Annotated in this window: 22 protein-coding genes; 11 read left to right on the top strand and 11 right to left on the bottom strand. The window is 73.8% G+C overall.

Features of this window, described 5'->3' with window-relative positions; all coding sequences use genetic code 11:
- Nucleotides 1-260 precede the first annotated feature (260 nt).
- Nucleotides 261-704, top strand: a complete 444-nt coding sequence (locus tag ACGFX4_RS06960) for a hypothetical protein (RefSeq protein ID WP_393070931.1) — start codon at nt 261-263, stop codon at nt 702-704.
- A gap of 88 nt (nt 705-792) precedes the next feature.
- Nucleotides 793-1,365: an RDD family protein gene (locus ACGFX4_RS06955; RefSeq protein WP_393070930.1), complete on the top strand. Its 573-nt coding sequence runs from the start codon at nt 793-795 to the stop codon at nt 1,363-1,365.
- A 31-nt stretch (nt 1,366-1,396) separates the two neighbouring features.
- Here the strand turns inward: ACGFX4_RS06955 and ACGFX4_RS06950 are convergent, their stop codons facing one another.
- From ACGFX4_RS06950 to ACGFX4_RS06940, 3 genes are all read right to left on the bottom strand, one after another.
- On the bottom strand, nt 1,397-2,428 hold the full coding sequence (locus tag ACGFX4_RS06950; RefSeq protein WP_393070929.1) for a hemolysin family protein: 1,032 nt from the start codon (nt 2,426-2,428) through the stop codon (nt 1,397-1,399).
- Complete coding sequence (locus ACGFX4_RS06945) at nt 2,425-3,777, bottom strand: hemolysin family protein (protein ID WP_393070928.1); 1,353 nt, start codon at nt 3,775-3,777, stop codon at nt 2,425-2,427. Before ACGFX4_RS06945 ends, ACGFX4_RS06950 begins: the two co-directional genes overlap by 4 nt.
- A 135-nt stretch (nt 3,778-3,912) precedes the next feature.
- Nucleotides 3,913-4,707 (bottom strand): metal-dependent hydrolase, encoded by a 795-nt coding sequence (locus ACGFX4_RS06940; protein ID WP_393070927.1) that lies wholly within the window; start codon nt 4,705-4,707, stop codon nt 3,913-3,915.
- A gap of 397 nt (nt 4,708-5,104) precedes the next feature.
- On the opposite strand from ACGFX4_RS06940, the gene ACGFX4_RS06935 reads away from it, so the two are divergent.
- The 3 genes from ACGFX4_RS06935 to ACGFX4_RS06925 all read left to right on the top strand — a co-directional run bounded on the left by ACGFX4_RS06935 (nt 5,105) and on the right by ACGFX4_RS06925 (nt 7,955).
- Nucleotides 5,105-6,013 (top strand): ion transporter, encoded by a 909-nt coding sequence (locus tag ACGFX4_RS06935; protein ID WP_393070926.1) that lies wholly within the window; start codon nt 5,105-5,107, stop codon nt 6,011-6,013.
- Between the two features lie 84 nt (nt 6,014-6,097).
- Nucleotides 6,098-7,021, top strand: coding sequence for an alpha/beta fold hydrolase (locus tag ACGFX4_RS06930; RefSeq protein ID WP_393070925.1), 924 nt, complete (start codon nt 6,098-6,100; stop codon nt 7,019-7,021).
- A gap of 100 nt (nt 7,022-7,121) precedes the next feature.
- A complete protein-coding gene (locus ACGFX4_RS06925) occupies nt 7,122-7,955 on the top strand; it encodes a DUF4239 domain-containing protein (RefSeq protein WP_393070924.1) in 834 nt (277 codons plus the stop codon).
- Here the strand turns inward: ACGFX4_RS06925 and ACGFX4_RS06920 are convergent.
- Complete coding sequence (locus tag ACGFX4_RS06920) at nt 7,947-8,954, bottom strand: NAD(P)-dependent alcohol dehydrogenase (protein ID WP_393070923.1); 1,008 nt, start codon at nt 8,952-8,954, stop codon at nt 7,947-7,949. The two genes, ACGFX4_RS06925 and ACGFX4_RS06920, sit on opposite strands and share 9 nt — an antisense overlap.
- A 148-nt stretch (nt 8,955-9,102) precedes the next feature.
- On the opposite strand from ACGFX4_RS06920, the gene ACGFX4_RS06915 reads away from it, so the two are divergent.
- On the top strand, nt 9,103-9,768 hold the full coding sequence (locus ACGFX4_RS06915) for a TetR/AcrR family transcriptional regulator (RefSeq protein WP_393070922.1): 666 nt from the start codon (nt 9,103-9,105) through the stop codon (nt 9,766-9,768).
- Nucleotides 9,769-10,177: 409 nt separating this feature from the next.
- Here the strand turns inward: ACGFX4_RS06915 and ACGFX4_RS06910 are convergent, their stop codons facing one another.
- Nucleotides 10,178-11,134 carry a GyrI-like domain-containing protein gene (locus tag ACGFX4_RS06910; protein ID WP_393070921.1) on the bottom strand — a complete coding sequence of 319 codons (957 nt, stop codon included), beginning with the start codon at nt 11,132-11,134 and terminating at the stop codon, nt 10,178-10,180.
- A gap of 198 nt (nt 11,135-11,332) precedes the next feature.
- Here ACGFX4_RS06910 and ACGFX4_RS06905 point away from each other — a divergent pair, with 198 nt between their 5' ends.
- Together ACGFX4_RS06905 and ACGFX4_RS06900 are read left to right on the top strand one after the other, a co-directional pair.
- A complete protein-coding gene (locus ACGFX4_RS06905) occupies nt 11,333-12,448 on the top strand; it encodes a serine hydrolase domain-containing protein (protein WP_393070920.1) in 1,116 nt (371 codons plus the stop codon).
- Nucleotides 12,449-12,589: 141 nt separating this feature from the next.
- Nucleotides 12,590-15,412, top strand: a complete 2,823-nt coding sequence (locus ACGFX4_RS06900; protein WP_393070919.1) for a carbohydrate-binding protein — start codon at nt 12,590-12,592, stop codon at nt 15,410-15,412.
- 31 nt (nt 15,413-15,443) lie between these two features.
- Here ACGFX4_RS06900 and ACGFX4_RS06895 read toward each other — a convergent pair whose 3' ends face one another.
- Nucleotides 15,444-16,349: a LysR family transcriptional regulator gene (locus ACGFX4_RS06895; RefSeq protein WP_393070918.1), complete on the bottom strand. Its 906-nt coding sequence runs from the start codon at nt 16,347-16,349 to the stop codon at nt 15,444-15,446.
- An 84-nt stretch (nt 16,350-16,433) separates the two neighbouring features.
- On the opposite strand from ACGFX4_RS06895, the gene ACGFX4_RS06890 reads away from it, so the two are divergent.
- Together ACGFX4_RS06890 and ACGFX4_RS06885 are read left to right on the top strand one after the other, a co-directional pair.
- Nucleotides 16,434-17,402 carry a DMT family transporter gene (locus ACGFX4_RS06890; protein ID WP_393070917.1) on the top strand — a complete coding sequence of 323 codons (969 nt, stop codon included), beginning with the start codon at nt 16,434-16,436 and terminating at the stop codon, nt 17,400-17,402.
- Between the two features lie 122 nt (nt 17,403-17,524).
- On the top strand, nt 17,525-17,800 hold the full coding sequence (locus tag ACGFX4_RS06885) for a hypothetical protein (protein ID WP_345694931.1): 276 nt from the start codon (nt 17,525-17,527) through the stop codon (nt 17,798-17,800).
- A 12-nt stretch (nt 17,801-17,812) separates the two neighbouring features.
- On the opposite strand, the gene ACGFX4_RS06880 is transcribed toward ACGFX4_RS06885, so the two are convergent.
- Together ACGFX4_RS06880 and ACGFX4_RS06875 are read right to left on the bottom strand one after the other, a co-directional pair.
- The gene (locus ACGFX4_RS06880; RefSeq protein WP_393070916.1) at nt 17,813-18,448 is read right to left on the bottom strand and encodes a histidine phosphatase family protein; all 636 of its coding nucleotides are present in this window, start codon (nt 18,446-18,448) and stop codon (nt 17,813-17,815) included.
- A gap of 155 nt (nt 18,449-18,603) precedes the next feature.
- Nucleotides 18,604-19,689 (bottom strand): DUF5937 family protein, encoded by a 1,086-nt coding sequence (locus ACGFX4_RS06875; protein WP_393070915.1) that lies wholly within the window; start codon nt 19,687-19,689, stop codon nt 18,604-18,606.
- Nucleotides 19,690-19,788: 99 nt separating this feature from the next.
- On the opposite strand from ACGFX4_RS06875, the gene ACGFX4_RS06870 reads away from it, so the two are divergent.
- Nucleotides 19,789-21,102: an MFS transporter gene (locus tag ACGFX4_RS06870; protein WP_393070914.1), complete on the top strand. Its 1,314-nt coding sequence runs from the start codon at nt 19,789-19,791 to the stop codon at nt 21,100-21,102.
- On the opposite strand, the gene ACGFX4_RS06865 is transcribed toward ACGFX4_RS06870, so the two are convergent.
- The 3 genes from ACGFX4_RS06865 to ACGFX4_RS06855 all read right to left on the bottom strand — a co-directional run bounded on the left by ACGFX4_RS06865 (nt 21,059) and on the right by ACGFX4_RS06855 (nt 24,786).
- Nucleotides 21,059-23,446, bottom strand: a complete 2,388-nt coding sequence (locus ACGFX4_RS06865; protein WP_393070913.1) for a SpoIIE family protein phosphatase — start codon at nt 23,444-23,446, stop codon at nt 21,059-21,061. The two genes, ACGFX4_RS06870 and ACGFX4_RS06865, sit on opposite strands and share 44 nt — an antisense overlap.
- Before the next feature lie 149 nt (nt 23,447-23,595).
- Nucleotides 23,596-23,772, bottom strand: coding sequence for a hypothetical protein (locus ACGFX4_RS06860; protein WP_393070912.1), 177 nt, complete (start codon nt 23,770-23,772; stop codon nt 23,596-23,598).
- Nucleotides 23,773-23,886: 114 nt separating this feature from the next.
- Nucleotides 23,887-24,786, bottom strand: coding sequence for a UTP--glucose-1-phosphate uridylyltransferase (locus ACGFX4_RS06855; protein WP_393070911.1), 900 nt, complete (start codon nt 24,784-24,786; stop codon nt 23,887-23,889).
- Nucleotides 24,787-24,868 lie beyond the last annotated feature (82 nt).

The raw sequence follows: 24,868 nt of genomic DNA, 5'->3' as shown, positions 1-24,868 counted from the left end.
GTCTCGCACGGGATGCCGTCCCGAGTGCGGAGGACGATGTCGCGGTAGGGAAGCCGTGGAACACGTCGAGCAGGTAGTTCCCGGTGCGCGGATCGCGGAGCCAGGTCTGGTGCCCGGCGGCGAGCACGTCCGGTCGGGCGTCCTCCCGGATCCGACCGCTGCCTGCCGCGGAACAGGTCACCACCGAAAGCTCTCGGCGGGCGGCGGGCGCGCGGGCCGCAGGAGCCGAGCGGCGGACCGGGCGGCGATAGCATCGACGGGTGAACGATCTTCGGACGTCCCCGGCGCGCCGGGAGGACGCGATCCGCCGCTGGCTGCCCCGGGTGCTGCGGGTCGCCGGCTGCCTGCTGGTGCCCTGGATCGTGGCGCTGGGCCTGTCGGTGCGCCGCTTCGGCGCCCGCAACCTCGCCAACTCCTGGATCTGGCTGGACGTCATCGAGGTCTGCGCACTGTTCCTGCTCGCGTACCTGGTCCGCCGGCGCCACCCCGCGACCAGCCCGGTGGCCTCCGCGACGGCGGTCCTGCTGGCGATGGACGCCTTCTTCGACCTGTGGTCCGCCCACCACGGATCCGACTACCGGCTGGCCCAAGTCCTCGCGTACGCCGCCGAACTGCCCAGCGCCCTGATGCTGGCCGCACTCTCCTGGTACGCACTTCCCTGGGCGGCCTCCGGACGCTCCCGGCGAACCGTACTACCACGGTAACGACTTGCGTTTCCGTCTTCCGGTGATCGACGCCGACCCGGTAGAACAGCCGTGTCAGCGCCGCCCGAGAACCAGGGAACAGGTCACCATGAGCACCAGCGATCCCGCAGGCTTCGACAAGGACCCCTACGCGCAGCAGCCCCCGTACGGCCAGCCCCAGCAGCCCGGGTACGGCACCCCGCCGCCCGGGCAGGCGCCGCAGGCCGGTTGGCCGACCTGGCTGCCGCAGGGTGGCGCGCCGGTCCCCGGCACCCCGCAGCTCGCCCCGATAGGCGAGCGGCTGGTGGCCCGGCTGATCGACGCCGCCGTGCTGCTCATCCCGACGCTGCTGCTCGCCGCGATCCTGGGCACCTCGTACCTGTACTACGCGCTGGCGGCGCTGGTCGCCTTCGGCTACGAGGCGGCCATGCTGCTGACCCAGGGCGGACAGACCGTCGGCAAGAAGGTCATGAAGCTGCGCATCGTCGACGTCGCCCAGGGCGGCCGCCCCGCCGACAACGCCTACCTGATCCGCGCCGCCGTCTACGGCCTGCCGAACGCGGTCTACTGCCTCGGCTCGCTCTTCACCCTGGTCAACGTCCTGTCGCCGCTGTGGGACAAGCCGCTGCAGCAGGCCCTGCACGACAAGGCCGCCTCCACCGTGGTGGTCAAGGAGTCCTGAGCGACCGGCCCCGCACCCGCCGTGCGACAGCTCAGGTCCGCCGCACGGCGGGCGCGGGGCCGACCAGCTCCTTCAGCACGTCCTCCAGCGTCACCAGGCCGAGCGGGGTGCCGTCGGCGGCGACCGCGGCGGCCAGGTGGCTGCCGGAGCGCCGCATCGCGGTGAGGACGTCGTCCAGCGGCATCGATCCGGGCACCCGGGCGATCGGCCGCAGGGTGCCCGCCGGGAACGGCCGGTCGCGCTCGGCGTCGTGATCGAGCGCGTCCTTGATGTGCAGGTAGCCGGCGACCGTCCGGTCGACCGCGAGCACGGGGAACCGGGAGAAGCCGGTGCTCGCGGCGAGCTGCTCCAGCTGCGCCGGGGTGGTCCCGGGGTGGGCGAAGACCACCTCGGGACTCGGGGTGACCACCTCGGACACCGGACGGCTGCCCAGTTCCAGGGCGTCGTGCAGCAGTTCGGTGTCGCGGTCGCCGAGCAGCTCGGCGTCGGAGGAGTCCCTGACCATCCGGGCCAGCTCCTCCTCGCTGAAGACCGAGGCCACCTCGTCCTTCGGCTCCACGTTGAGCAGCCGCAGGATCCGGTTGGCGAAGGCGTTGATGGAGAACGCGATCGGCCGCACCGCCCGGGTGGTGGCGACCAGCGGCGGTACCAGCAGCAGGGCGGCCTTCTCGGGCGCGGCGAGGGCGATGTTCTTGGGGATCATCTCGCCGAACAGCATGTGCAGGTAGGTGGCCACGGCAAGGGCGACCACGAAGGCGATCGGGTGGATCAGGCCCTCGGGTACGCCGAGCGCGTGGAACGGGGGTTCCAACAGGTGGGCGATGGCCGGTTCGGCGACCATGCCGAGGACCAGCGAGGAGACGGTGATGCCGAGCTGGGCAGTGGCCAGCATGGCGGAGACGTGCTCCAGGCCCCACAGGACAGTGCGGGCCCGGCGGTCGCCGGCCTCCGCGCGCGGCTCGACCTGGCTGCGCCGGACGGAGATCAGCGCGAACTCGCCGCCGACGAAGAAGGCGTTGGCCACGATGGTGAGCAGGCCGACGATCAGCTGAAGAGCGGTCACCGGTCGTTCTCCTCGCGCTCGGCGGGGTCCTCGTCCGCGGTCGGCGTCTCGGGGGCGGTGATCCGCACCCGCTCGGCAACGTGGTGGGCCACGGCGCGGACCTGCAGCGACCAGCCGCCGACCTCGGCGGTGTCGCCGGGTACCGGGATCCGGCCGAGCCGTTCGGCGATCAGGCCGGCCAGGGTCTCGTACGGGCCTTCGGGCACCGGCATGCCGAGGCGCTCGAGTTCGTCGGTGCGGGTGATGCCGTCGGCGTCCCAGAGGTGGCGGCCGTCGTCCGCGGTGCCGAGGTCCACCAGGTCGGGGGTCTCGGTGGGGTCGTGTTCGTCGATGACCTCGCCCACGACCTCCTCGACGATGTCCTCCAGGGTGACGATGCCGGCGGTGCCGCCGTACTCGTCGATGACCACCGCCAGGGTCTCCTCGCCGCGCATCCGGTCCAGCAGCCGGTCCACCGTCAGCGACTCGGGGACCAGCATCGGCGCGGTCATCAGCTCGGAGACCGGGTGGGTCGACCGCCGCTCGACCGGGACGGTGAGTGCGTCCTTGATGTGGACGGTGCCGACGACCTGGTCGAGGCTCTCGCGGTAGACCGGGAAGCGGGACAGGCCGGTGGCCCGGGTGAGGTTGGCGACGTCCGCGGCGGTGGCGTTCTCCTCCAGCGCCCGGACGTCGACCCGGGGCTTCATCACGTTCTCCGCGGTCAGCTCGCGCAGGTTGAGCGAGCGGACGAACAGCTCCGCGGTGTCCGGTTCCAGTACGCCCTCGCGGGCGGAGTGGCGGGCGAGCGCGACGAGTTCCTGCGGGGTGCGGGCGGAGGCGAGGTGCTCGGCGGGTTCCAGGCCGAGGCGGCGCACCGCGCGGTTCGCGGTGTTGTTGAGGTGGCCGATCAGCGGCGAGAACGCGGCCGAGAACCAGTACTGGGGCCCGGCGACCACCTTGGCGACCGCGAGCGGCCGGGAGATCGCCCAGTTCTTCGGGACCAGTTCGCCGGCGACCATCAGCACCACGGTGGACAGCAGCACGCCGAGGACCAGCGACACGGTCCCGGCCACTCCTGCGGGCAGACCCACCGCCTCCAGCGGGCCGCGCAGCAGGGCCGCGACCGACGGCTGGGCGATCATACCGATCACCAGGCTGGTGATGGTGATGCCCAGCTGCGCGCCAGAGAGCTGGAAGGTCAGCCGCCGGACGGCCTTCAGCGCGGTTGCCGCACCGGGTTCACCGGCCTCGGCGGCCCGCTCGACCGCACCGCGCTCGACCGTCGTCAGGGAGAACTCCGCGGCGACGAACACGGCGCAGGCCGCCGTCAGGAGCAACGCGAGGAGCACGAGGAGCACTTCGGTCACGGGGTCCGCGACTCCTTTGCGGCGGAGATGATCGGTTCTACAGGAGTGTAAAGCTCTGGCAAATCGGAAACGCACAAGGCCCGGCCCCGGGCGGCCGGTTGTCGCGGCCGCCCGGAGCCGGGCCCCAAGGTCGGTTCAGCCCACCAGGCGCAGGGCGATCAGCGCGCCCACCGCGCCGAGGCCCATGAAGACCGGTGAGAGCACCTTGATCTCGACCCAGCTGCCGGCGCGGAACCGCATCGCCTTCGGCGGGCCGATCGGGTACCAGCGCTTGCGGCCGATCGGGATCGGCCACAGGATCGGGCAGCCGGAGACCGTCAGCGCGTCGCCGATGCAGTGCACGAGCGCGCCGAGCACGATCGGCAGGCCGATCCACAGGTACTCCTGGCCCGGCTGGTCGAAGAGCCACTGCGAGCCGTTGCCGGGCTTGTCGAGGATGTCGGCGAGCATCCAGGCGCTGGTGACGCCCAGCAGCCAGACCAGCACGTCGCTGGACATCCGGGCGTGGCGCCACAGCAGGCCCTCGATGGCCAGCACCATGTGCACGAACAGCACCAGCAGCACGCCCCAGCGCCCGCCGTACAGCGCGATCGCGGCGGCCACGCCGCCGCACATCACGGCCCAGAGCCAGGTGTGGGTGAGCGTCCGGTGCCCGCCGGAGCGGCGGGCGTCGCCCTTGCCCCGGGTGGACTTGTAGACGGCGTACGACAGCTTGTCGATCACCTCGCACGCCCACCGGGACACCGGCCCGAAGGCCCGGGATATCGTCGCCGCCTTGTGGTCGAGGTCCGGGGCGAGCGCGGCACCCGCGCAGATCAGGGCGCCGACCAGCAGTACCGGCCACGGCATGGGCTCGCCCATGCCGGCCGCGATCGCACCGACCCCCAACCACGCCGCCGCACCGGACAGCGCGTGCGCCGGTCCCATCATGGTGATCCCACCCTCTCGTTCCGTCCCAGACACCGCGCGGCATCTGACGGAGCGGGAGCATATCCGTCCGTGATCACGACTTGACCACGGCCCGGCACCGGCGGCCGCTGCGGGGCTCGTGCGCGGACGGAGGATCAGCGGCGTGCCGCCAGGCGGGCGAGGACGAACTGCTTGACCTGACCCGGGCGGGACGGAAGAGCCCGCGCGGGCGGGTGGCCGCTGTCAACCGTCCGCGAGGTGCCACGGCCGCTGCCCCTCGACCGGACAAGGGGCGCGCCACGATCGGGGGATCCCCCGCGTGCCTATTCACCCCGGGCGGCGTTGGGAGTCCCGGAATTCGATCATCGCCGCGGCCGGGGAGAAGCCGACGGGCCGGTGGTCGACGTGGAGGAGCGCGATGACTCAGTTGACGGTACCGGCGTCCGGCCGGCGGATCCTCGCCACGCGGTGCCGGGCGGTGTGCGAGGCCCCGGCGTTCGGGTTCGCCGTCCTGCTGGTGATCCTGGTGAACGCCGTACTGCTGGGGGTGGACACCTACAGCGGTGTCGCCGCGGAGTACCACGAGGTGCTGAAGCGTTCCGAGGATCTCTGCGTGACGGCGTTCACGGTGGAGATGGTCCTGCGCCTGGGGGCGCACGCGGACCGGCCGAAAGCTTTCTTCCGGGATCCCTGGAACGTCTTCGACCTGGTGGTGGTCTCCTCCGCCTTCGTGCCGTTCCTGCGCGAGAACACCACGCTGCTCCGCCTGCTGCGGCTGGCCCGGGTGCTGCGGACCGCCCGGTTCATGCCGCAGCTGCGGATCCTGCTGGTCGCGGTCGGCCGCAGCCTGCCGGGAACGGTGAGTTTCCTGTTCGTGGGGGCGTTGATCCTCTACGTGTACGCCATGGTGGGCTGGATCTGCTTCGCCGCGCGCGACCCCGAGCACTACGGCTCGCTCGGCCGGGCCGGTCTGACGCTGTTTCTGCTGATGATGATGGACGGGCTCGGGGAAGCCGTCCACGCGGGGCTGGCGATCTCGCCCCTGAGCATCCTCTTCTACGCCTCGTTCGTCCTGCTGGCCTCGTTCGTGCTGGTCAACGTCCTGATCGGCGTGGTGCTCAACGCGCTGGAGGAGGCCCGGGAGCTGGAGCGGACGGAGGCCCGGGAGGCCGAGGAGGCCCAGGCCGGCCCGCCCCCGCCGGTGGAGGCCGACCACGGACTGCGGCAGCGGATCGTCGCGATGCGCGACGCCCTGGACGAGTTGGAGGCCCGCCTCGACCACGAGGCGCCCGGGGCGCGGCCGCCGCTGACCGGAGCCCGCAGCTGAACCTCGCGCCACGAGGGGGCGCCGTTGCGCCGACCGGCGCAGCGGAGGTTCGTCCCGCCCCGGGCCGGGAGACGTAGTGGGGCCATGAGCGAAGAGATGGCCCTGGACGTCGGCCCCGCGGGGATCGCGATGGCGTACGAGCGGTTCGGCGACCCCGCGGCGCCGGCCGTCCTGCTGGTGATGGGCGCGGGCGCACAGCTGGTCTACTGGCCGGAGGGATTCTGCGCCGAGCTGGTCGGCCGCTGCCTCCAGGTGGTCCGGTTCGACAGCCGCGACTGCGGCCGCTCCTCCCGCTTCCCCGCCGGCCCGGACCCCGCCCGGGCCGGCTACACGCTGTCGGACATGGCCGCCGACACGGTCGGGCTGCTCGACGCCCTGGGCATCGGCGCCGCGCACCTGGTGGGCGGCTCGCTGGGCGGTATGGTCGCGCAGACCGTCGCGATCGAGCACCCGTCCCGGATCCTGTCCCTGACCTCGCTGATGTCCGGCACCGGGGCGCCCGGCGTCGGACGGACCGATCCGGGGGCGGTCGCCGGGCTCGGGCCGCCGCCCGCGGACCGCGCCGGCTACGTCGCCTGGGAGGTACGGGCCCTGCGGGCGGTCGGTTCGCCCGGGTTCCCGTTCGACGAGGCCGAGGCGGCCGACCGGGCCGGACGGGCGTACGACCGGGGCCTCGACCACGCCGGTGCGGCCCGGCAGCTCGCCGCGGCCGCGGCCTCCGGGGACCGCACCGGGCGGCTGCGCCCGGTGCGCGTCCCGACCCTGGTCGTCCACGGCACCGACGACGTCCTGTGCGACGTCAGCGGCGGCCGGGCCACCGCGGCGGCCGTCCCGGGCGCCGAGCTGATGATCGTCGAGGGCCTGGGCCACGACCTGCCCGCCGGGCTGTGGGCCCCGCTCGCCGCCCGCGTCGCCGCCCTGGTGCGCCGCGCGGAAGCCGGAGCCGCAGCCGCAGCCGCAGCCGGGCACCGGTCGGGGACCGGGGACCGGCGGTCGGGCCGGGGGTAGTCCATGGCATTGGCGTGAACCGCGTTCGCACACGGAGCGCCGTTGCGACCGAAGGCTCGGACGTGGCCCAGGCTGGCCGGGGAGACGCAGGACGCTGCCGATGCGAAGGACCCTGTCCGTGGAACTCTGGCTGCTCAACCACCTCTCGACCCTCGTCCTGGCCTTCGCGGTCGTCGGCGGGGTCGTCGTCCTCGCCGTCGCCGGAAGCGTCCTGACGAGCCGCCTGAAGCCGTCGCTGGTGAGCGGTGAGCACAACGACATGGTCGGGGTGGTGCTGGGGATGTTCGGAGCGATCTACGGCATCATCCTGGCCTTCGTCATCGTCAATCTCTGGACGCAGTTGGAGACCACCGAGACGGTGGTCGCGACCGAGGCCACGGCGGCGTCCCAGATCGTCCGCGACGCCCGGGTCTTCCCCGATGCCGACCGGGCCCGGGTGAACGCGGCGGTCGCAGACTACGTGCACGCCGTGGTGGAGCAGCAGTGGCCGCTGATGCGGGCCGGGGCGGGCGACTTCGCGCGTACCGCGGACCGGGTCGAGGCCATGTACCAGTCGCTGCGCGTCTACGAGCCGCAGACGCAGGCCGAGCAGGCCTTCTACGGCCAGGCGGTGGACAGCCTGGACGAGCTGGTCGCCCAGCGCCGGGCCCGGATCGCCCAGAGCAACGCGGAACTTCCCACGCTGCTGAAGGCGCTGGTGTTCGGCGGCGCCCTCGTGATCCTTCCGCTCACCTTCCTGTACGGGATCCGCAGCCAGGGCCTGCGCCTGCTGTTCGTCGGCTCGGTGGCCGGTCTGATCGGCTTCAGCCTGCTGCTGGTGGTGGTCCTCGACCGGCCGTTCGCCGGGGACCTGTGCGTCAGCCCGATGCCGTTCAAGCAGAGTGCGCTGGCCCAGTTCTGGCCGGTCCAGCCGGGCCCGACGACCTCACACTGAGCCGGCGGCGGGCATCGCCAGGGCCACCTTCCCGACGGCCCGCCCGTCGAGCAGTCGGCGCACGGCGGCGGCCGCCTCCGCGAGCGGATGGACCCGGTCCACGACGGGGGCGAGGGCGCCCGCGTCGATCAGGCCGGTCAGCTCGCGCAGGCCGTCGGCGTGCTCGGAGGCGATGAAGGTGCCCAGGTGCTGCCCGACGAACGGTGAGAGCAACTGGGCGCGGAGCTGCCGGTCGGTGCCGCCCAGCAGGCGGCCGCCGGTCTCGCCGCCGGTGATGACCAGCCGGCCGTGGGGTGTGAGGGCGCGGCGCAGGTCGCGCAGCCGCCGATTGCCCGCGATGTCGATGATCGTGTCGTAACGGCGCGGCCCGGCGAGGAAGTCCTCGCGGGTGTAGTCGACGACGCGGTCGGCGCCCAGCACCCGGACCGCGTCGAGCTTGGCCGTGCTCGCGACCGCCGTCACCTCGGCGCCGAGGTGACGGGCGAGTTGGACGGCGAAGCTGCCGACGCCGCCGGCCGCTCCGGTGATCAGGACCTGCCGCCCCTCCCCCACCGCGCCCTTGTCGCGGACCGCCTGCAGCGCGGTGAGCGCGCTGATCGGGACGGTCGCCGCCTCCTCGAAAGCGAGCCGGGCGGGCTTCGGGGCGATCCGGTCCGGGCGGACGACGGCGTACTCGGCGAAGGCGGCCGGGGCGGTGCCGTAGACCTCGTCACCGACGGCGAAGCCGGTGACCTCGGCGCCCACCGCGGCGACGACTCCGGCGAGGGCGCGGCCCGGGTTGGAGAGCTTGGGCCGTCGCAGGCCGCTGACCGGCCGGACCGCGTACGGGAGGCCGGCCATCAGGTGCCAGGTGCCCCGGTCCACGCTGGCGGCGTGCACCCGGACCAGCACCTGGCGCGGGCCGATCTCCGGGAGCGGCAGCCGTCCCAGGCCCAGGACGGCCTCGGGCCGCTCGCCGTACCGCTCCTGCACGACAGCTGCCATCGTCTCGGCGCGCATCGTTCCGCCTCCCGCTCACTTACGACGTAAGTCCTTCACTTACGCCGTAAGTACAGCACTTACGGCGTAAGCTCGTCAACGTCGGGAGACCACCCGGAGACCACCCGGAGACTGCCCGGGCACCGTCGAGAGAGAGCGACCGCCCACCGTGACCCCACGCGCCACCTCGCGGCCGGGCCGCACCTCGCTCACCCGGCAGCGGGTGCTGGAGGCAGCCGTCCACCTCGCCGACACGGCCGGGGCGGAGGCACTCACCATGCGACGGCTGGGCGAGGCGCTCGGGGTCGAGGCGATGTCCCTCTACAACCACGTGGCCAACAAGGAGGACCTGCTCGACGGCATGGTCGACCTGGTCTTCGCCGAGGTCGAGCTGCCCGCCGACGGCGAGGAGTGGCGGCCGGCGATGCGGCGCAGCGCGCTGTCGATGCGCGCCGCGCTGAGCCGCCACCGCTGGGCCGTCGGGCTGATGGAGTCCCGCACCGCCCCGGGACCGGCGACCCTGCGCCACCACGACACGGTGCTCGGCTGCCTGCGCCGGGGCGGTTTCTCGCTCGCGCTGACCGCCCACGCCGTCTCGGTCCTGGACAGCTACGTCTACGGCTTCGCGCTGCAGGAGAAGTCCCTGCCGTTCGACTCCCCGGCCGAGACCGCCGAAGTCGCGGAGTCCATCATGGGTGGCTTCGCCGAGGGCGAGTACCCGTACCTGACCGAGATCGCCACCGCCCACGTCCTGCAACCGGGGTACTCCTACGGCGAGGAGTTCGCCTTCGGACTCGACCTCGTCCTCGACGGCCTCGCCCGCGCCGCCGGCTGACGCGCCGTGGGCGCACCCGGCTCCGAGGGAGCCCCTCCGGCTGTGCGGGCTCAGGCCGTCGGGCCGCCCGGATCCGCCCGGTGCAGGCGCTCACGGATCCGGCGGACGCGCTCCGCGGCCCGACCGGGCTCGTCGATGCCGAGCCGAACGCGCCGGTGGAGGCCTCCGACGACCGTCCGGCCCGACGGGGCGTCAGGCGTCTTTCGCCAGGTCGCCGGCCGTCGGCGGAGCGCGCCGCGTTCGACCGCCTCCGCCGAGGAGTCCGGTGCGAGCGGCCCGGAGAGTGCGGCCGGCACGGTGCGGGCGCGTCGCCGGTCTGCGCTGTCGACGGCCTGCTTGTTGCGGCGGATGTTCTTCCGCGAGCTCCTGTCGTTCTCGCCGTAGCTGTTGCGCCGGTCCTTGGCGCAGCTCAGCCGCTTCTTCTCCCGGGGCGTCCTGCGTCGTCCCGCGCCTCACCCCCACGGGCCTCGCCGAGGCTGTCGCCAGGGGGCAGCCGCAGCAAGGGAATCCGCTCGACCGGGATCCACAGCTGGGAGTCGGTCTCCGCGCCCAGCTCCACCGGCCGCGCCCGCAGGAGCTCGGGGCCCGGTCGGCTGACGTACGGGTTGGAGGGGAACCACTGCGTGAACACGTCGCGCCACAGCTGCTGGAGGGCGCTCGGATAGGCCCCGTGGTTGTCGAAGACCGCCCAGGTCCCAGCTGGCACGTCGAGGGTGTCGAGTCCCTCGCAGGCCGTGTCCGGACCGGTCACCACGCCGATCCACCAGTCCGCCTCGTCGCCCTCCTCCCGGCTGTCGGTCAGGTACACCGCCGCCGACAGGATCCCCGGCGGCTCCCGGTCGGCGAGCTCCTTCATCCGGACGATCGCCCGCTGTCCCAGGCTCTCCAGGTGGGCCGCGGCGGCCGCGTTGAGGCCCTCGTGCACGAGCGGGACGCGGGCCTTCCTGCCGACGATCCGGAAGGGCTCCTTCTCCACGATCCGGTACCGCATCGCCGCACTGCCCTCGATGACGAGGCGGAAGGAGATCCTCGGCTGGGCCGTGAGCACCGCGCCCGTGCGCCGGGCCTCGCCGGGCCCGATGCCGTGCACCGACCGGAACGCCCGGGCGAACGCCTCGGCCGACCCGTACCCGTACCGCACCGCGATGTCGAGCAGCGTCGGTTCACCGGCCAGCACGTCGGCTCCGGCGAGCGTCATCCGACGGCGCCGCAGGTAGACCGGCAGCGGCATCCCGGCGAGCGTGGAGAAGAGCCGCCGGAAGTGGTACTCCGACACCGTGGCGATCCGGGCCGCCTCGGCCACGTCGACCTCCCGGCCGAGGCCGGCCTCCAGGTGGTCCAGCGCCTGGTTCAGCCGTTCCAGCACGCGTATCAGCCCTTCCTCGCCGTTGGTCGCTCCCTCCCTCGCAACCCCCATACTGCCAACCGGCCGCGGCCCCGGTGGCCGCTGCGGCCGTCGGGTCCGCCCGCCTGGAGTAGACGGGGGTCCGACCGCGCCGCGCCCGACCGAACCGGTGCGGGAACGGTCGGGCGGGAGCCCGGCCTCTGCCCGAGGCTTGATGCCATGACCGATATCGAGGGATTCTGCGAACCGCGGTTCGCCGCCGTGCGTGCCGCTCTTGAGGCGTCGCTCGGCAAGGAGGACGTGGGTGCCTCGGTGGCCGTCCACGTCGACGGCGAGCCGGTGGTCGACCTCTGGGGCGGGTACACCGACGAGGCCCGCTCCGTCGGCTGGGAGCGCGACACCCTCGTCGGTGTGAACTCGACGACCAAGACCATGACGGCCCTGTGCGCCCTGCTGCTGGCCGACCGGGGCGAGCTCGACCTGAACGCACCGGTCGCGGCCTACTGGCCCGAGTTCGCGACGGCGGGCAAGGAGCGCGTCCTGGTACGGCACGTGCTGTCGCACACCGCGGGGCTGCCGGACCTGTCCGGACCGACGGCGGTCGAGGAGCTCTACGACTGGGAGGGCGTGACGTCGGGCCTGGCCGCACAGGCGCCGGAATGGGAGCCGGGAACGGCTGCCGGCTACCACGCGCTCACCTTCGGCTACCTGGTGGGTGAACTCGTCCGCCGGATCACCGGCCGCAGCATCGGCGCGTTCTTCGCCGAGGAGGTCGCCGGACCGCTGGGCACGGACTTCCACATCGGGCTCCCCGTCGGGCACGACCACCGCCTCGCACCGCTCCTCCCGCCCCCGTCGCTGTCCGCCGAGTACGCCGCCGACGCGCCGACCCGGCCGGACGGCACTCGCCGCCGGGGCACGGGCCTCTCGATCCGGGTGGAGGACACCAACTCCGCGGCCTGGCGCCGCGCGCAGATCCCGGCGGTCAACGGCTTCGGCAACGCCCGCTCCGTCGCCCTCGTCCAGTCGGTCCTGTCGAACCGGGGTTCCGCCGGCGGCGTGCGCCTGCTGTCCCCCGAGGGCTGTGAACCCGCGTGGCACGAGGAGTTCCGCGGCGTCGACCGCGTGCTGGGGACGCCAACGACCTGGACGGTGGGCTTCGGCAGGTTCGGCAACACCTTCGGCTGGGGCGGCTGGGGCGGCTCGCTGGTCGTGAACGACCCCGACGCCCGCATGACGGTGGCCTACGTCATGAACCGGATGATCGACCGCGAGCGACAGGCGGACGACCGCGGCATGGAGATCGTGACCGCCGCCTACGGCGGCCTCCACTGACCACGCGACACCCCGGGCAGGATGCGATCAATCTTCTTCCAGCAGTGAGATTCTTCCGCACTTTGATATGAACCTTGCAAGCATCCGTAGCGCTCTGTACGGTCGGGCCCCACACCCACCCGTGTTCTGAAGGAGCGTCATATGCCGTGGTTCACGCTGCCGTTGCGCAACTCGGGACGTACAAGGCGAAGGCCGGCGGTGTCCGCCGCGGCCGCGGCCAGCGCGCTGTGGCTGTCGATGGCGCCGGCGGCCGCGGTACCCCACCACGCCGCTTCCGCTGCCTCTGCGGCGAGTTCGACGGTCGGCGCCACGACGGCCTTCACCGGGTTTGAGGCGGAGGCGGGGACGCCCGGCGGCGGTGCGGCGGTCACCGCGGTGACGGTCGCGCCGACGACGCGGTACTCCAGCGCGGCGCTGGAGGCCTCGGGCCACGCGTACGTCCGCCTCGGCGGGACCGGGCAGTCGGTGCAGTGGACGAACACCACCGGCCGGCCGATCAGCTTCCTCAACGTCCGCGCCAGCATCCCGGATTCGCCCTCCGGCGGCGGTACCACCGCCACCCTGGACCTCTACGTCGACGGCATCTTCCGGCAGGCACTCGACCTCAACTCCAAGCAGAGCTGGGTCTACGAGGGCGGCAGCAACAACTACAACACCAGCGACAACCAGAACCCCTCCGACGGCAACCCGCGGGTCTTCTGGGACGAGGCCCACACCTTCGTCACCGGCGCGCCCATCCCCGCCGGCGCCACCTTCTCCCTCCGGAAGGACGCCGCCAACACCGCCGCCTTCTATGACATCGACGTCCTCGACGCCGAGAACCCGCCCCCGCCAGGCACCCAGCCCGCCGACTCGCTCTCCATCACCAGCTGCGGCGCCGTCGCCGACACCACACCCACCAACGGCACCGCCGCCCCGGGCTCGGTGGACAGCGGCCCCGCGATCCAGACCTGCATCGACCAGGCCCAGACCCAGCACAGGACCCTGTGGATCCCCCCGGGCACCTTCTACGTCAAGGGAACCCGGGGCCTGAACGCCCAGGGCATCACCATCGCCGGCGCCGGCCAGTGGTACAGCACCGTCTACCGCGACGTCCCCGTCCCCAACACCACCCCACTGGCCGCCCTGTTCAACCTGACCTCCTGCACCGTGCGCGACTTCCACATCGACGCCAACGCGGTCAGCCGCTCCACCATCGGCGGCGACGGCGGCGCCATGGACACCACCGGCACCAACTGGTCGGCCAGCGGCATCTGGACCCAGCACACCATGTCCGGCTTCTGGGCGTCCGGCACCGGCGGCAAGGTCAGCAACAGCCGCCTCACCTCCATCTGGGCCGACGGCATCAACATCAACAACGTCGCCCTCGGCGCCGACACCGGCAACGACCTCACCGTCACCGACAACTTCGTCCGCGGCACCGGGGACGACGCGATCGCCGTCAACTCCGTCGACTACAACACCAACAGTGACGGCACCAGGACCTACTACCGGCCGATGACCGACGCCACCGTCTCCAACAACACCTCCGTCGCCCCCTGGGGCGGCAAGGGCGTCGGCATCTACGGCGGCAGCGGCCACCACATCACCGGCAACCGTGTCAGCGACACCGCCCGCTACATCGGCCTCGGCGCGGGCCGCTTCGGCGTCAACGGCAGCGACCTGCTGTCCGCGACCGTCACCGGCAACACCGTGGTCCGCTCCGGAGGCAACGCCTACAGCCAGGGCCAGCCCGCCCTCCACGTCGGCAACGGCGGCGACGGACAGAACACCGGCACCGTCGACAACGTCACCGTCACCGGAAACACCGTCACCGACTCGCTCTACGACGCCGTCGGCTTCTCCACCTCCACCAACACCCAGTTGAGGGACAACACCCTCACCAACCCCGGCCGCAACGGCGTCGTCATCGCCCCGCCCTTCTACCCCGCGCCCACCGGCTCCGCCACGATCACCGGCAACACCCTGACCGGGCTGAAGTCCGGCGCGCTCGCGTACGCCAACAACTCCGGCGGCTTCACCGCCTCGCTCAGCGGCAACAGCTGGCAGGGCACCACCACCCCGCAGGGCCCGTTCGGCGGCACCCCCGCGGCCGTGCCGGGCACCGTCCAGGCGGAGAACTACGACACCGGCGGCCAGGGCGTCGCCTACAACGTCGGGTCCGTCAACGGCAACGGCCCCGGCTACCGTCCCGACGGCGTCGACCTGGAGACCACCTCCGACACCGGCGGCGGCTGGAACCTCGGCTGGACGGCCGGCGGGCAGTGGTTCCGCTACACCGTGGACGTCGCCGCCGCCGGCAGCTACACCGTCGGGCTGCGGGTGGCCGCCCCCGCCGCCGCGGCCGGGGCGCTGCACCTCGCCGACGCCTCGGGCGCCGACCTCAGCGGCCCGGTCACCGTCCCCGCCACCGGCGGCTGGCAGACCTGGACCACCGTCACCACCACCGTCGTCCTCCCGGCCGGACGCCAGGTACTCACCCTCAACCAGGACAACGGCGGCTGGAACCTCAACCAGCTCACCTTCACCGCGTCCGGCACCACTCCCCCGCCCACCGACCTCGCCGCCGGCCGGCCCACCACCGAGTCCAGCCACACCGACGTCTACGCCTCCTCCAACCTCACCGACGGCAACCGCAGCAGCTACTGGGAGAGCGTCAACAACGCCTTCCCGCAGTGGGCCCAGGTCGACCTCGGCGCCGCGAAGAGCATCGGCAGGGTCGTCCTGCGACTCCCCGCCGGCTGGGGCGCCCGCACCCAGACCCTGACCGTCCAGGGCTCCCCCGACGGCACCACCCTCACCACCCTGAAGCCCTCCGCCGCCTACACCTTCGACCCGGCCACCGACAACACCGTCACCCTGACCTTCACCCCCACCACCACCCGCTATCTCCGCATCACCGTCACCGCCAACACCGGCTGGCCCGCCGGCCAGCTCTCCGACCTCCAGGTCTGGAACGCCTAGGGTCGGCCACTGGGCGGACGTGATCGCCCGGTCACTCCGGCGACGGGTCGCGGGCGGATCTCCTGACGAGGAGGTCGGTGACCAGGGCGAGCGCCGGCCAGTCCAGTCGGCCGTGGCGGGTGACGGCGTAGGCGCGCAGCTCGACTTCGGGGGCGGTGAGCGGGACGAGCCGTACGGCCGGGAACGTGACGGTGCCGAGCGGAAGCAGGCCGACACCGAGCCCTGCGGTGATCATGCCCTGGACGAGGTCGAGGCTGTCGGCCTGGTGGGTGATGCGGGGGCTGAAGCCCGCCATCGAGGCCAGGGTGCGGATGACCGTCTCGTCCGCCGTGTTGCGCGAGTTGACGATCCAGTCCTGCCCGGCGAGCCCGGCGAACACGTCCAGCGTCGTCCCTTCGCGGAGGTCGGTCCGCGCGGGGACGCCCAGCCCCCAGCCCGCGGTCCACAGGGGGGTGGCGGACAGCGCCGGGTTCTCGGCCGCGGGCGCCAGGTTGTAGTCGTAGGTCAGGGCCAGGTCGGTCGCGTCCTCGGCGAGGAGCTGCAGTGCCTCGGCGGGTTCGTGTTCGCGGACCAGGACGCGCAGCCGGGGGTGGCTCGTGGTCAGAGCGGTGACGACGGGAAGCAGGTGCGCCCGGATGGCGGTGGCGTAGCCCGCGACGCGCACGGTGCCGTTGGGCTCGCTTCCCGGGGCCAGATCGTGGCGGGCGGTCTCGACGGCGGCGAGGATCGTCACCGCGTGCTCGGCCAGCCGGCGGCCCGCGGGGGTCAGCCGGACCAGGCGCCCGTACGGTTCGGTCAGGGCCGTGCCCATGTCGTCCGCCAGGGTGGCGATCTGCTGCGAGACCGTCGAGGTCGTGGTGCCCATGGTCTCGGCCACCGCGCGCATCGATCCCAGGCGGGACAGCTCGAGCAGCATCCTCAGGCGTCGGGTCTCCATGCCGCCATTGTCCAGGATTCCCGAACGGACCGTTCATGATCGACACGTGGACACGAACGGTCCGACCGGCGTGTACTCGGATGCATGAGCGTGCTCACCCACCACGACCGCGCGGGACTGCGCCTGCGCCTGCCCTCCGCCGCGACCGGCGCCCTGATGGCGGTGGCCTCCATGTCCACCGTCCAGCTCGGGCTGGCGCTGTCGGTTCCGCTGGTCGACCGGCTCGGCCCGCTGGGCACGACCGGGCTGCGCATGGCCTGGGCCGGTGTGCTCCTGCTGGTCCTGGTACGGCCCCGGCTCCGCGACTTCACCGGCCGCGACCTTGTGGCGTGCGCGGCGTTGGGGCTGGTCAGCGCTGGCATGATGGTGTTCTTCATGCTCGCCGTGACCCGGCTGCCGCTGGGTACGGCCAGCGCGCTGGAGTTCCTCGGGCCGCTGGCCGTGTCCCTCTACGGGCCCGGACGCGGCCGCAAGCGCTGGACGGCCCTGGCCGCCGTCGGCGTCGTGGCCCTGACCGAACCCTGGCGCGGCGGCATCGACGCGGCCGGCGCCGGCTTCGCCCTGACCGCCGCGGCCTGCTGGGCGGCCTACATCCTGCTGACCCAGCGGGTGGGCGACTCCGTGACCGGTCTCAACGGCCTGGCCGTCTCCATGCCGGTCGCCGGTCTCGTCGGTCTGCTCGTCGCAGCACCGTCCGACCTGGGAAACGTCACCTGGAAGCTGCTCGCGGCGATGCTCGGGCTGGCCGCCCTGGGCGCCGCGCTCCCCTTCGTCCTCGAGTTCCTCGCCCTGCGCCGCCTCACCACCTCGGCCTTCGGCACCCTGATGAGCCTGGAGCCGGCCATCGCACTCCTCGCCGGCCTGCTGGTGCTCGGCCAGGTACCCGGTCTCGCACCCACGGCCGGTGTCGCTCTCGTCGTCGCCGCCGGCATCGGCGCCACCCGCAGCGGCGCCCGCCCAGCACCCGCACCCGCACCCGCACCCGCACCCGCACCCGCACCCGCACCCGCACCCGCACCGGGCCTCCCCGAACTCCAGGTCCGGAACACCTAGCCCCGCGCTCAGCCGTCCGACACCTCGGGCCGGGTCGGCGCGGCCCCTGCCCCCGCACCCAGCGCCGCTGATTCGGGCGCTCCTGACGCCAGGTCCGAGCACAGCGGCCGTAGGATCGGGCCATGTCGAGGATGTCGTGGTACTCCCGCGGTTCGGTGCTCTCGATCGGGTCGGTGGGCTCGTGCCTGTCGATCGGGTCGGTCGGGAGTGTGCTGTCGGTCGGGTCGGTCGGCAGTGCGCTGTCGGTCGGGTCGGCGGGGTCGTGGCTGAGTGCCGGTTCGCTGCTGTCCGCCCGTTCGTGCTGGTCGGTGATGTCCTGGCGTTCCGACCGCGCGGTGCTGGCGGCCGGGGCGGTGGCGGTGCTGGCCGGGGTGGCACTGGCGCGGCGTCCCCGGTAGCGGCGGGCGGGCTCAGGCGTCGTCGGCGGTGGCGCTGCTGTCCTGCTGGACGTGGGCGTTGTCGTTCCAGCGGAGCAGGGCGGGGATGCCGTGCTGCGCGCCGAGGACGGTGAGGGACGCCGGGCCGAGGCGCAGGTGGGCGGCGAAGTCGACCTCCTGGTCGAGCCAGCGGGCGGCGACGGCGCACAGGATGTGGCCGTGTGCGAAGACCAGCTTGTCGGCCGTGCTGGCGCGCGCCCAGGCCACGACCTCGTCGGCGCGGGCGCTGACGGCGTCGAGGGACTCGCCGCCCGGGGTGCCGTCCTGCCAGAGCTGCCAGCCGGGCCGGTGTTGCTGGATCTGGGCGGTGGTGAGGCCTTCGTAGTCGCCGTAGTCGACCTCGGCGAGGGCCGCCCAGGTGGTGGCGCGGTCGCCGAAGCCGGCCAGCTCGCAGGTGCGGACGGACCGCGACAGCGGGCTGGTGCGCACCTCGGCGCCGGGCAGGCCGTTCCAGGGCGCGGCGTGCAGGCGCCGGCCGAGCAGGGTGGCGCGGACCTCGCCCTGGGGCAGCAGGGGGATGTCGGTGCGGCCGGTGTGCTGTCCGGATTCGGCCCAGGTGGTGAGTCCGTGGCGGGCCATCAGCAGCCGGGGTGCGGCGGGTTCGGGCATGGGTGGTCTCCCGGCTCGGGCGCCGCGTCTCCCGACGCCGATCTCTTGTTGACCCCGCTCATCCAACGAGGTGTCGGCCGGTCCGTCGGGGAGGCGGGGGGAGGCTGGCCGGTGGGCGCACCCGTTCGGCCCACGGGTACGTCACGCGGGGGCGGTCAGCGGAGCATCGCGGTGAGCAGGTCGCTGCCGAGGCCGGTCAGTGCGGCTTGGTCGAGGGTGTAGCTGACGTAGCGTCCGTGGCGCCGGGTGGTGAGCAGGCCGGCGCGGCGGAGCAGGGCGAGGTGGCGGGAGACCTCGGGGGGTGTGAGGTCCCAGGCGGTGGCGAGTTCGCCGGTGGTGTGGGGGCCGCGGGCGAGGGTGCGCAGCAGGCGCAGCCGGACGGGGTGGGAGAGTGCTTCGAGGCGCAGTTCGACGGTCTGCAGGGGGACGGGGCGCGGGGGTCGGGGTTCGGCGACGGGGTACTGGACGACGGGTTGCCAGCCGGGTGCGCTGACGACGACCAGGTGGGGGCTGCCGAAGACGCTGGGGATGAAGGTGACTCCGCTGCCGTGCGCGCCGGTGGCGTTGTCCTGCAGTTTGTCGACGAGGATCCGGGTGCCGTCCGGGGAGAGGGCGACGGCGGCGGAGACCGAGGTGAGGGCCGGGCCGATGCCCTGGTGCCTGAGCAGGTCGTTCTTGAGGCGCAGGTCGGTGGCGAGTTGGGTGGTGATGTCTGCCCAGGCGGTGTCGAAGAAGGCTTCGCCGCACAGTTCGAGGGTGTGGCGGACGCGGGCCCGCACGCCGGCGGGGTCGGCGAGGAGGCGTTCGGCGAAGGCCTCCTGGAGGGCGCCGCGGGCCTGGGCCTGGGCGAGGGCGCGGTCGCGGGCGGCCGGGTCGGTGAGCGGTGATCCGGTGCCGAAGCGGACGCGGTTGCTGCCGCAGGTGGTGATGAGGGCGGCGGTGGCGTAGGTGTCGTCGTCGAGCAGGTCGAGGTCGTCGAGTTCCTGGGCGAGGGTCGGCCGGGGGCGGGCGGGGACCAGGAAGTCGGCGCGCGAGGAGCGCCAGAGGAACTCCGCTTCGCGGAGGCGTTCGGCGAGTTCGGGGCGGAGGGCGGCCCAGGTCTCGGCGGCCCAGCCGGCGAGCTGCGGGTGGTGTCCGGGTTCGGCGAGGACGTGCAGCATCGAGGTCAGCTCGGCGAGCGGGGAGGCGGTGAACCGCAGGCGTTCGGCGGGCAGTCCGGCGATGTCGATCGTCAGTGTCACGGGTCCATCCTCGCCGGTGGGGCGGCCGGTTCCCGCGTCGGTTGACGGTTTCCGTCAACCGACGGGACCGGCGGGGCTGCGGTCCGCACCGTTGGCGGCATGTCATCCACGATCCGGCTCCGGGCCGCCGCTCTCGTCCGCTCCTCCGGAGGTCCCCGCTACGCCGTCGCCCTCGCGGTCGACGCGCTCGGCACCGGCCTGCTGCGGCCGTTCCTGCTGCTGTACGGCCTGGCGGTGCTGCGCCTGTCGGCGCCGGTCACCGGGACGGCGATGACGGTCGGGGTGGTGGCGGGGCTGGCGTGCATGCCGGCGCTGGGTGCCTGGCTGGACCGGGGTGCGCGCAGTTCGGCGGTCGCGGCGTCGATGCTGGTGCGGGTGGTGGGTGTGGTGCTGCTGCTGGTCGCGCCGCCGGGCGGCGCGGTGCTGTTCGCCGTGGCGGCGCTGTTCCTCGGGGTCGGCAACCAGGCGTGGCCGGCCGCGCACGCGGCGCTGGTGGCGACGGTGAGCGAGGGCCGGGAGCGCGATGCCGCGCTGGCGGCGGGCCGGGCGCTGCGCAACGCGGGCCTGGGGGTGGGGGCGCTGCTGGCGACGGCCTGTCTGGCGGGTGGCGCGACCGCGCTGCGGCTGCTGGCGGCGGCGACGGGGGTGGCGTACCTGGTCGCCGCCGCCCTGGCCCGGTCGGTGCGCGTCGAGGCGCCGCCGGCTGCCGGGCGGGCCGCCGCGGACGGTCCGGCGCCCCGGCTGGGGACGCTGCTGGTGGCGAACGCGGTGTACGTGTTCTGCCTCAACGTCCCGGAGATCGCGCTGCCGCTGGTCCTGGTGACGCAGCTGCACGCCTCGCCGGTGTGGTCGGCGGCGATCTTCGTGGCCAACACGGTCCTGGTGGTGACCCTCCAGGTGCCGGTCACCGTGGCGCTGGCCCGTCTCCCGCGGCGGACGGCGCTGGCCCTCGGCGGGCTCGTCCTCGCGGTCTCCTACCTGGGCTTCCTCGCGGCCGGTGGGCTCGGCCGCGGCTGGGCGGCGCCGGCCGTCGCCGCGGTCTCGGTGGTCTGCACGGTCGGCGAGATCGTGTACGCGGGGACGGCGACCGCGCTGGTCACCGAGCTCGCCCCGCCGCACGCGCTGGGCCGGGCGCTGGCCCGCTTCCAGCTGTCCACCGGCGCCGGCCTCGCCGTCTCCCCGGCCGTGATCACCGCCCTGGCCCCGCACGGCCCGGCCGCCCTGTGGGGCACGCTCGCCGCCGGGACGCTGCTCGCGGCGGGCGCCGTCGCCCGCCCGGGCACGGACCGGCCCCGGGGCCCTCGCGTCCCCGGCGCGGCGGCGGGCCCTCGCGTCCCCGGCGCGGCGGCGGGCCCTGCGACGGGCGGCGTCAGCCCGGCACGGTCTCGGGCAGTGGCTGCTCGCACCAGATGATCTTGCCGGTGTCGGTGTACCGGGTGCCCCACCGGCGGGTCAGCTGGGCCAGGATGAACAGGCCCCGCCCACCCTCGTCGGTGGTCCGGGCGTGGCGCAGCCGCGGGGAGCTGCTGGCGCCGTCGGAGACCTCGCAGATGAGGGACGCCTGCCGGATCAGCCGCAGCGAGATCGGCGGCCTGCCGTAGCGGAGGGCGTTGGTGACCAGTTCGCTGACGGCCAGTTCGGTGGTGAAGGCGAGCTCCTGAAGCTCCCACACGTCGAGCTGGCGCGCCGCGAGGAGCCTGGCCCGGGACACCTCGGTGGGGTCGCTCTCCAGGTCCCAGGTGGCGATGCGGTCGGGTGCGATCCGGCCGGTGCGGGCCACCAGCAGGGCGACGTCCTCCTGCGGCACGGGCGGCAGGGCGCGGACCAGGCGGTCGCAGACCAGTTCCGGGGGGTCGGCCGCGGACACCGCGTCGGGCAGCGGCCGGCCGCCCTCGTCCGGCCGGGCGGCGCGGGTGGTGAGGGCGAGCACGGTGCCCTCGGGGAGGTCCAGGGCCGTGGTCTCGAACGGCAGGCTGCCCTCGCCGAGCGGCGGGCCGGGCGGCAGGCCGAGCCGGACGGCCGGGTTGCCGGGGCGGGCCAGGATCGGCCCCGGGTGGCCGGCGCTGGCCGCGGTGCACCGCCCGGTCGCCGGGTCGTGGACCAGGTAGAGGCAGGTGGCGCCCTGGGCCGCCGCCGCGGCGCCGCCGTGCGGCTGGTGGGCCCGTTCCTCGCCGAGGCGCAGCACCAGGTCGTCCAGGTGGGCGAGCAGTTCGTCGGGCGCCAGGTCCTGGTCGGCCAGGGTGTGGACGGCAGTGCGCAGCCGTCCCATCGCGGCGGCGGCGTCGATGCCGCGGCCTGCCACCTCGCCGACCACCAGCGCGGTGCGGGCGCCGGGCAGCGGGATGACGTCGAACCACTTGCCGCCGACCTCGCCGGCGGTGGCGGCCGGCAGGTAGCGGTGGGCGATCTCCAGGGTGGGGCCGCTGGGCAGCACCGGCGGCAGCAGGCTGCGCTGGAGGGCCAGGGCGGTACGGTGCTCGCGGGCGAAGCGCCGGGCGTTGTCCAGGCAGACCGCGGCCCGGGACACCAGCTCCTCCGCGAGGGCCACGTCGTCCGGCTCGAAGGGTTCGCCGCGCAGCAGGACGACGACGCCGAGGACCGCTCCGCGGGCGCCGATCGGGAGGGCCAGGACGGCCGAGGCGGCGCCGCTGGTCACCGCGGGCTGCCGGCTCAGGTCGGCGGCGAGCCACGGCGGCCAGGGCAGCAGGTGGTTCTCCAGCACCGCGGACCCGGTGGCGAGGGCGGCGGCCATCGGCGAGTCCGGGTGGTAGTGGGGCTCGCCGCCGACGGCCGCGACCGGCCGGATGCCGTCGGGGCCCGCCGCGGCGTGGGCGACCCGGCGGAGCCTGCCCACGGCTGCTCCCGGGTCGGGTTCGCCGCCGGCGAGGACGGTCTCCAGCAGGTCCACGGCGGCGAAGTCGGCCAGCCGCGACACCACGACGTCCGCCAGCTCCCGTGCGGTGGTGGTGAAGTCGAGGGTGCTGCCGATCCTGGCGCCCGACTCGGTGAGGAGCACCAGGCGTTCGCGGGTGCGGACCCGGTCGGTCACGTCGATGCCCATGTAGCACAGGCCGAGGGTGCGGCCGCGGTCGTCGTCCAGGCGCAGGTAGCCGGCCGAGAAGACGCGGTCCCGGCCCGGGTCGGCGGGCACCCGGCCGCGGTACTCGAAGTCGAGCACCGGCTGCCCGGTCCGCAGGACGTGCCGCATCACCTCGTCCACGGCCTCCGACCCGAGCTCGGGCAGGATCTCGGCCATCCGCCGGCCGACCCGGGCCGCGTTCGGCACGCCCGCGATCCGCTCCAGGGTGCGGTTGCCCCAGACGTAGCGCAGCTCGGTGTCGAGCACGGCGATGCCGTACGGGGAGTCGCTCAGGAAGCGTTCGAGGGCCGAGTGGCTGGAGCGCCACCAGGGCGCGGTGGCGAGGTCGATCGCGGCCAGGGACCACAGCCGCCGGCCGCCGGGTCCGTCCAGCGCGGTGGCGTGGACACCGAGGGTGAGGACGCGTCCGTCGCCGTGCACGGCCCTGAGCACCACCCCGTCCTCCACGGCGGAGAGCTCGGGCATCGCGTGGCCGTCGGCGAGGAGCGCGGTGAGCGGCTGCCCGAGGACGTCGGCGGCCGGGCGGCCGAGGAGCTCGGCGGCGGCCCGGGACCATCCGGTGACGGTGAGTTCGTCGTCGGCGAGCGCCCGCGCCATCGGCATGGTGTCGAAGGGCACGGCGGGGGTCGGGCCGTGGAACGGGTCCGCTGGGGGCATGGGCGCACCTTCCTCGCACGCGCTGCCGACCGGTCTCCCACACTACGCCTGGCGACCGCCGCCGGGCGCGCGGGGACACGGCCGTGTCCCGCCCCGTGCGCCGGGCACGGGGCGGGACAGCGCCGGACGGCGGGTGCGGGCGCGGCCGGTCACGGAGCCCGGACGTCGGCGGCCGGCGGCTCGGGCCGGTCCTTCCCGCCCGCCCGGTCGTCGGCCTTCTCGCGGACGTCCCGCGGGGTGGGTGACGTGATGTTCCGTTGCTCTGCCGAGCGCTCGACCGCCTCCTCGTCCTCGAGCGGGGCGTCCTTGTCACCGGGGGTGGTCATGACGCGGTCCTCTCGCCGGGGTCTTCTCGCCGGGGTCCTCTTCCGCGGGCGCGGCTACCCACCGACGCCCGGTCCACGCCCGACCCGCCGGAGGGAGATCCACCGGGGCAGGGGTCATCGGTCCCCGGCGTGCTCCTTGGCGAGTTCGAGCAGCGCCGGTCCGTACGCGGGGTCGGCGAGGACGTGGGCGAACTGCGCGGTCAGGTAGGCGAGCGGGTTGCCGGTGTCGTACCAGCGGCCCTCGATCACCTGCCCGTAGACGGCGCGCCGGGCCGCGTAGGCGTTGAGCGCGTCGGTGAGGTAGAGCTCGCCGACCGGGTTCTCCTCGAAGTGCCGGTACTGCTCTCGCAGTTCGTCGACGACACCGGGGGTGAGGACGTAGCCGCCGATCGCGGCGTAGCCGGACGGGGCGTCCTCGGGCCTGGGCTTCTCGACGAGTCCGGTGATCCGCAGCGAGCCGTCGCCGAGGTCCTCCTTGACCACCGGGACGCCGTAGCGCTGCGAGTCGGCCGGGTCCATCGGCATCAGCGCGAGGACCGGGGCGTTGGTCTTCTCGAAGGCGGCGACGAGCTGCCGGGCGCGGGGCACCTCGGCGACGAAGACGTCGTCCGGCCAGAGCACCAGGAAGGGCTCGTCGCCGAAGTTGCGCGCCGCGTTCAGCACGGGCGTGCCGTTGCCGTACGGGCCGTGCTGGTACAGGTAGGTGATGTGGCCGCGGCGGGAGAGCTCGCCGACCTCCTCCACCGCGTCGGCGTACGCGGTCTTGCCGTCGGCGCGCAGCTGGGCGACCAGCGCGGGCGTGGGCCGGAAGTGCTCCTGGATCGCCGACTTGTCGCCGGAGACGACGATGGTGATGTCGGTGATGCCGCTGTCGATCAGCTCGCGGACGGTGTGCTCGATGACCGGCCGGTCGCCGACCGGCAGCATCTCCTTCGGCGTGGCCTTGGTGAGCGGCAGCAGGCGGGAGCCGAGGCCGGCGGCGGGGATGACGGCGCGGCGGATGGTGGTGGGCATTGCTCTCTCTTCCACGTCCTCTACGGTGCGCTGCCATTCGACCACGGCGGGGGGCCGGCCCGGGTTCCACCGGATGAACGCG

The organism is Kitasatospora sp. NPDC048365, assembly GCF_043200835.1.
Taxonomy (GTDB): Bacteria; Actinomycetota; Actinomycetes; order Streptomycetales; family Streptomycetaceae; genus Kitasatospora; species Kitasatospora terrestris.
The sequence above is the reverse complement of the archived record's forward strand: the minus strand, read 5'-3'. Positions and strand labels throughout refer to the sequence as shown.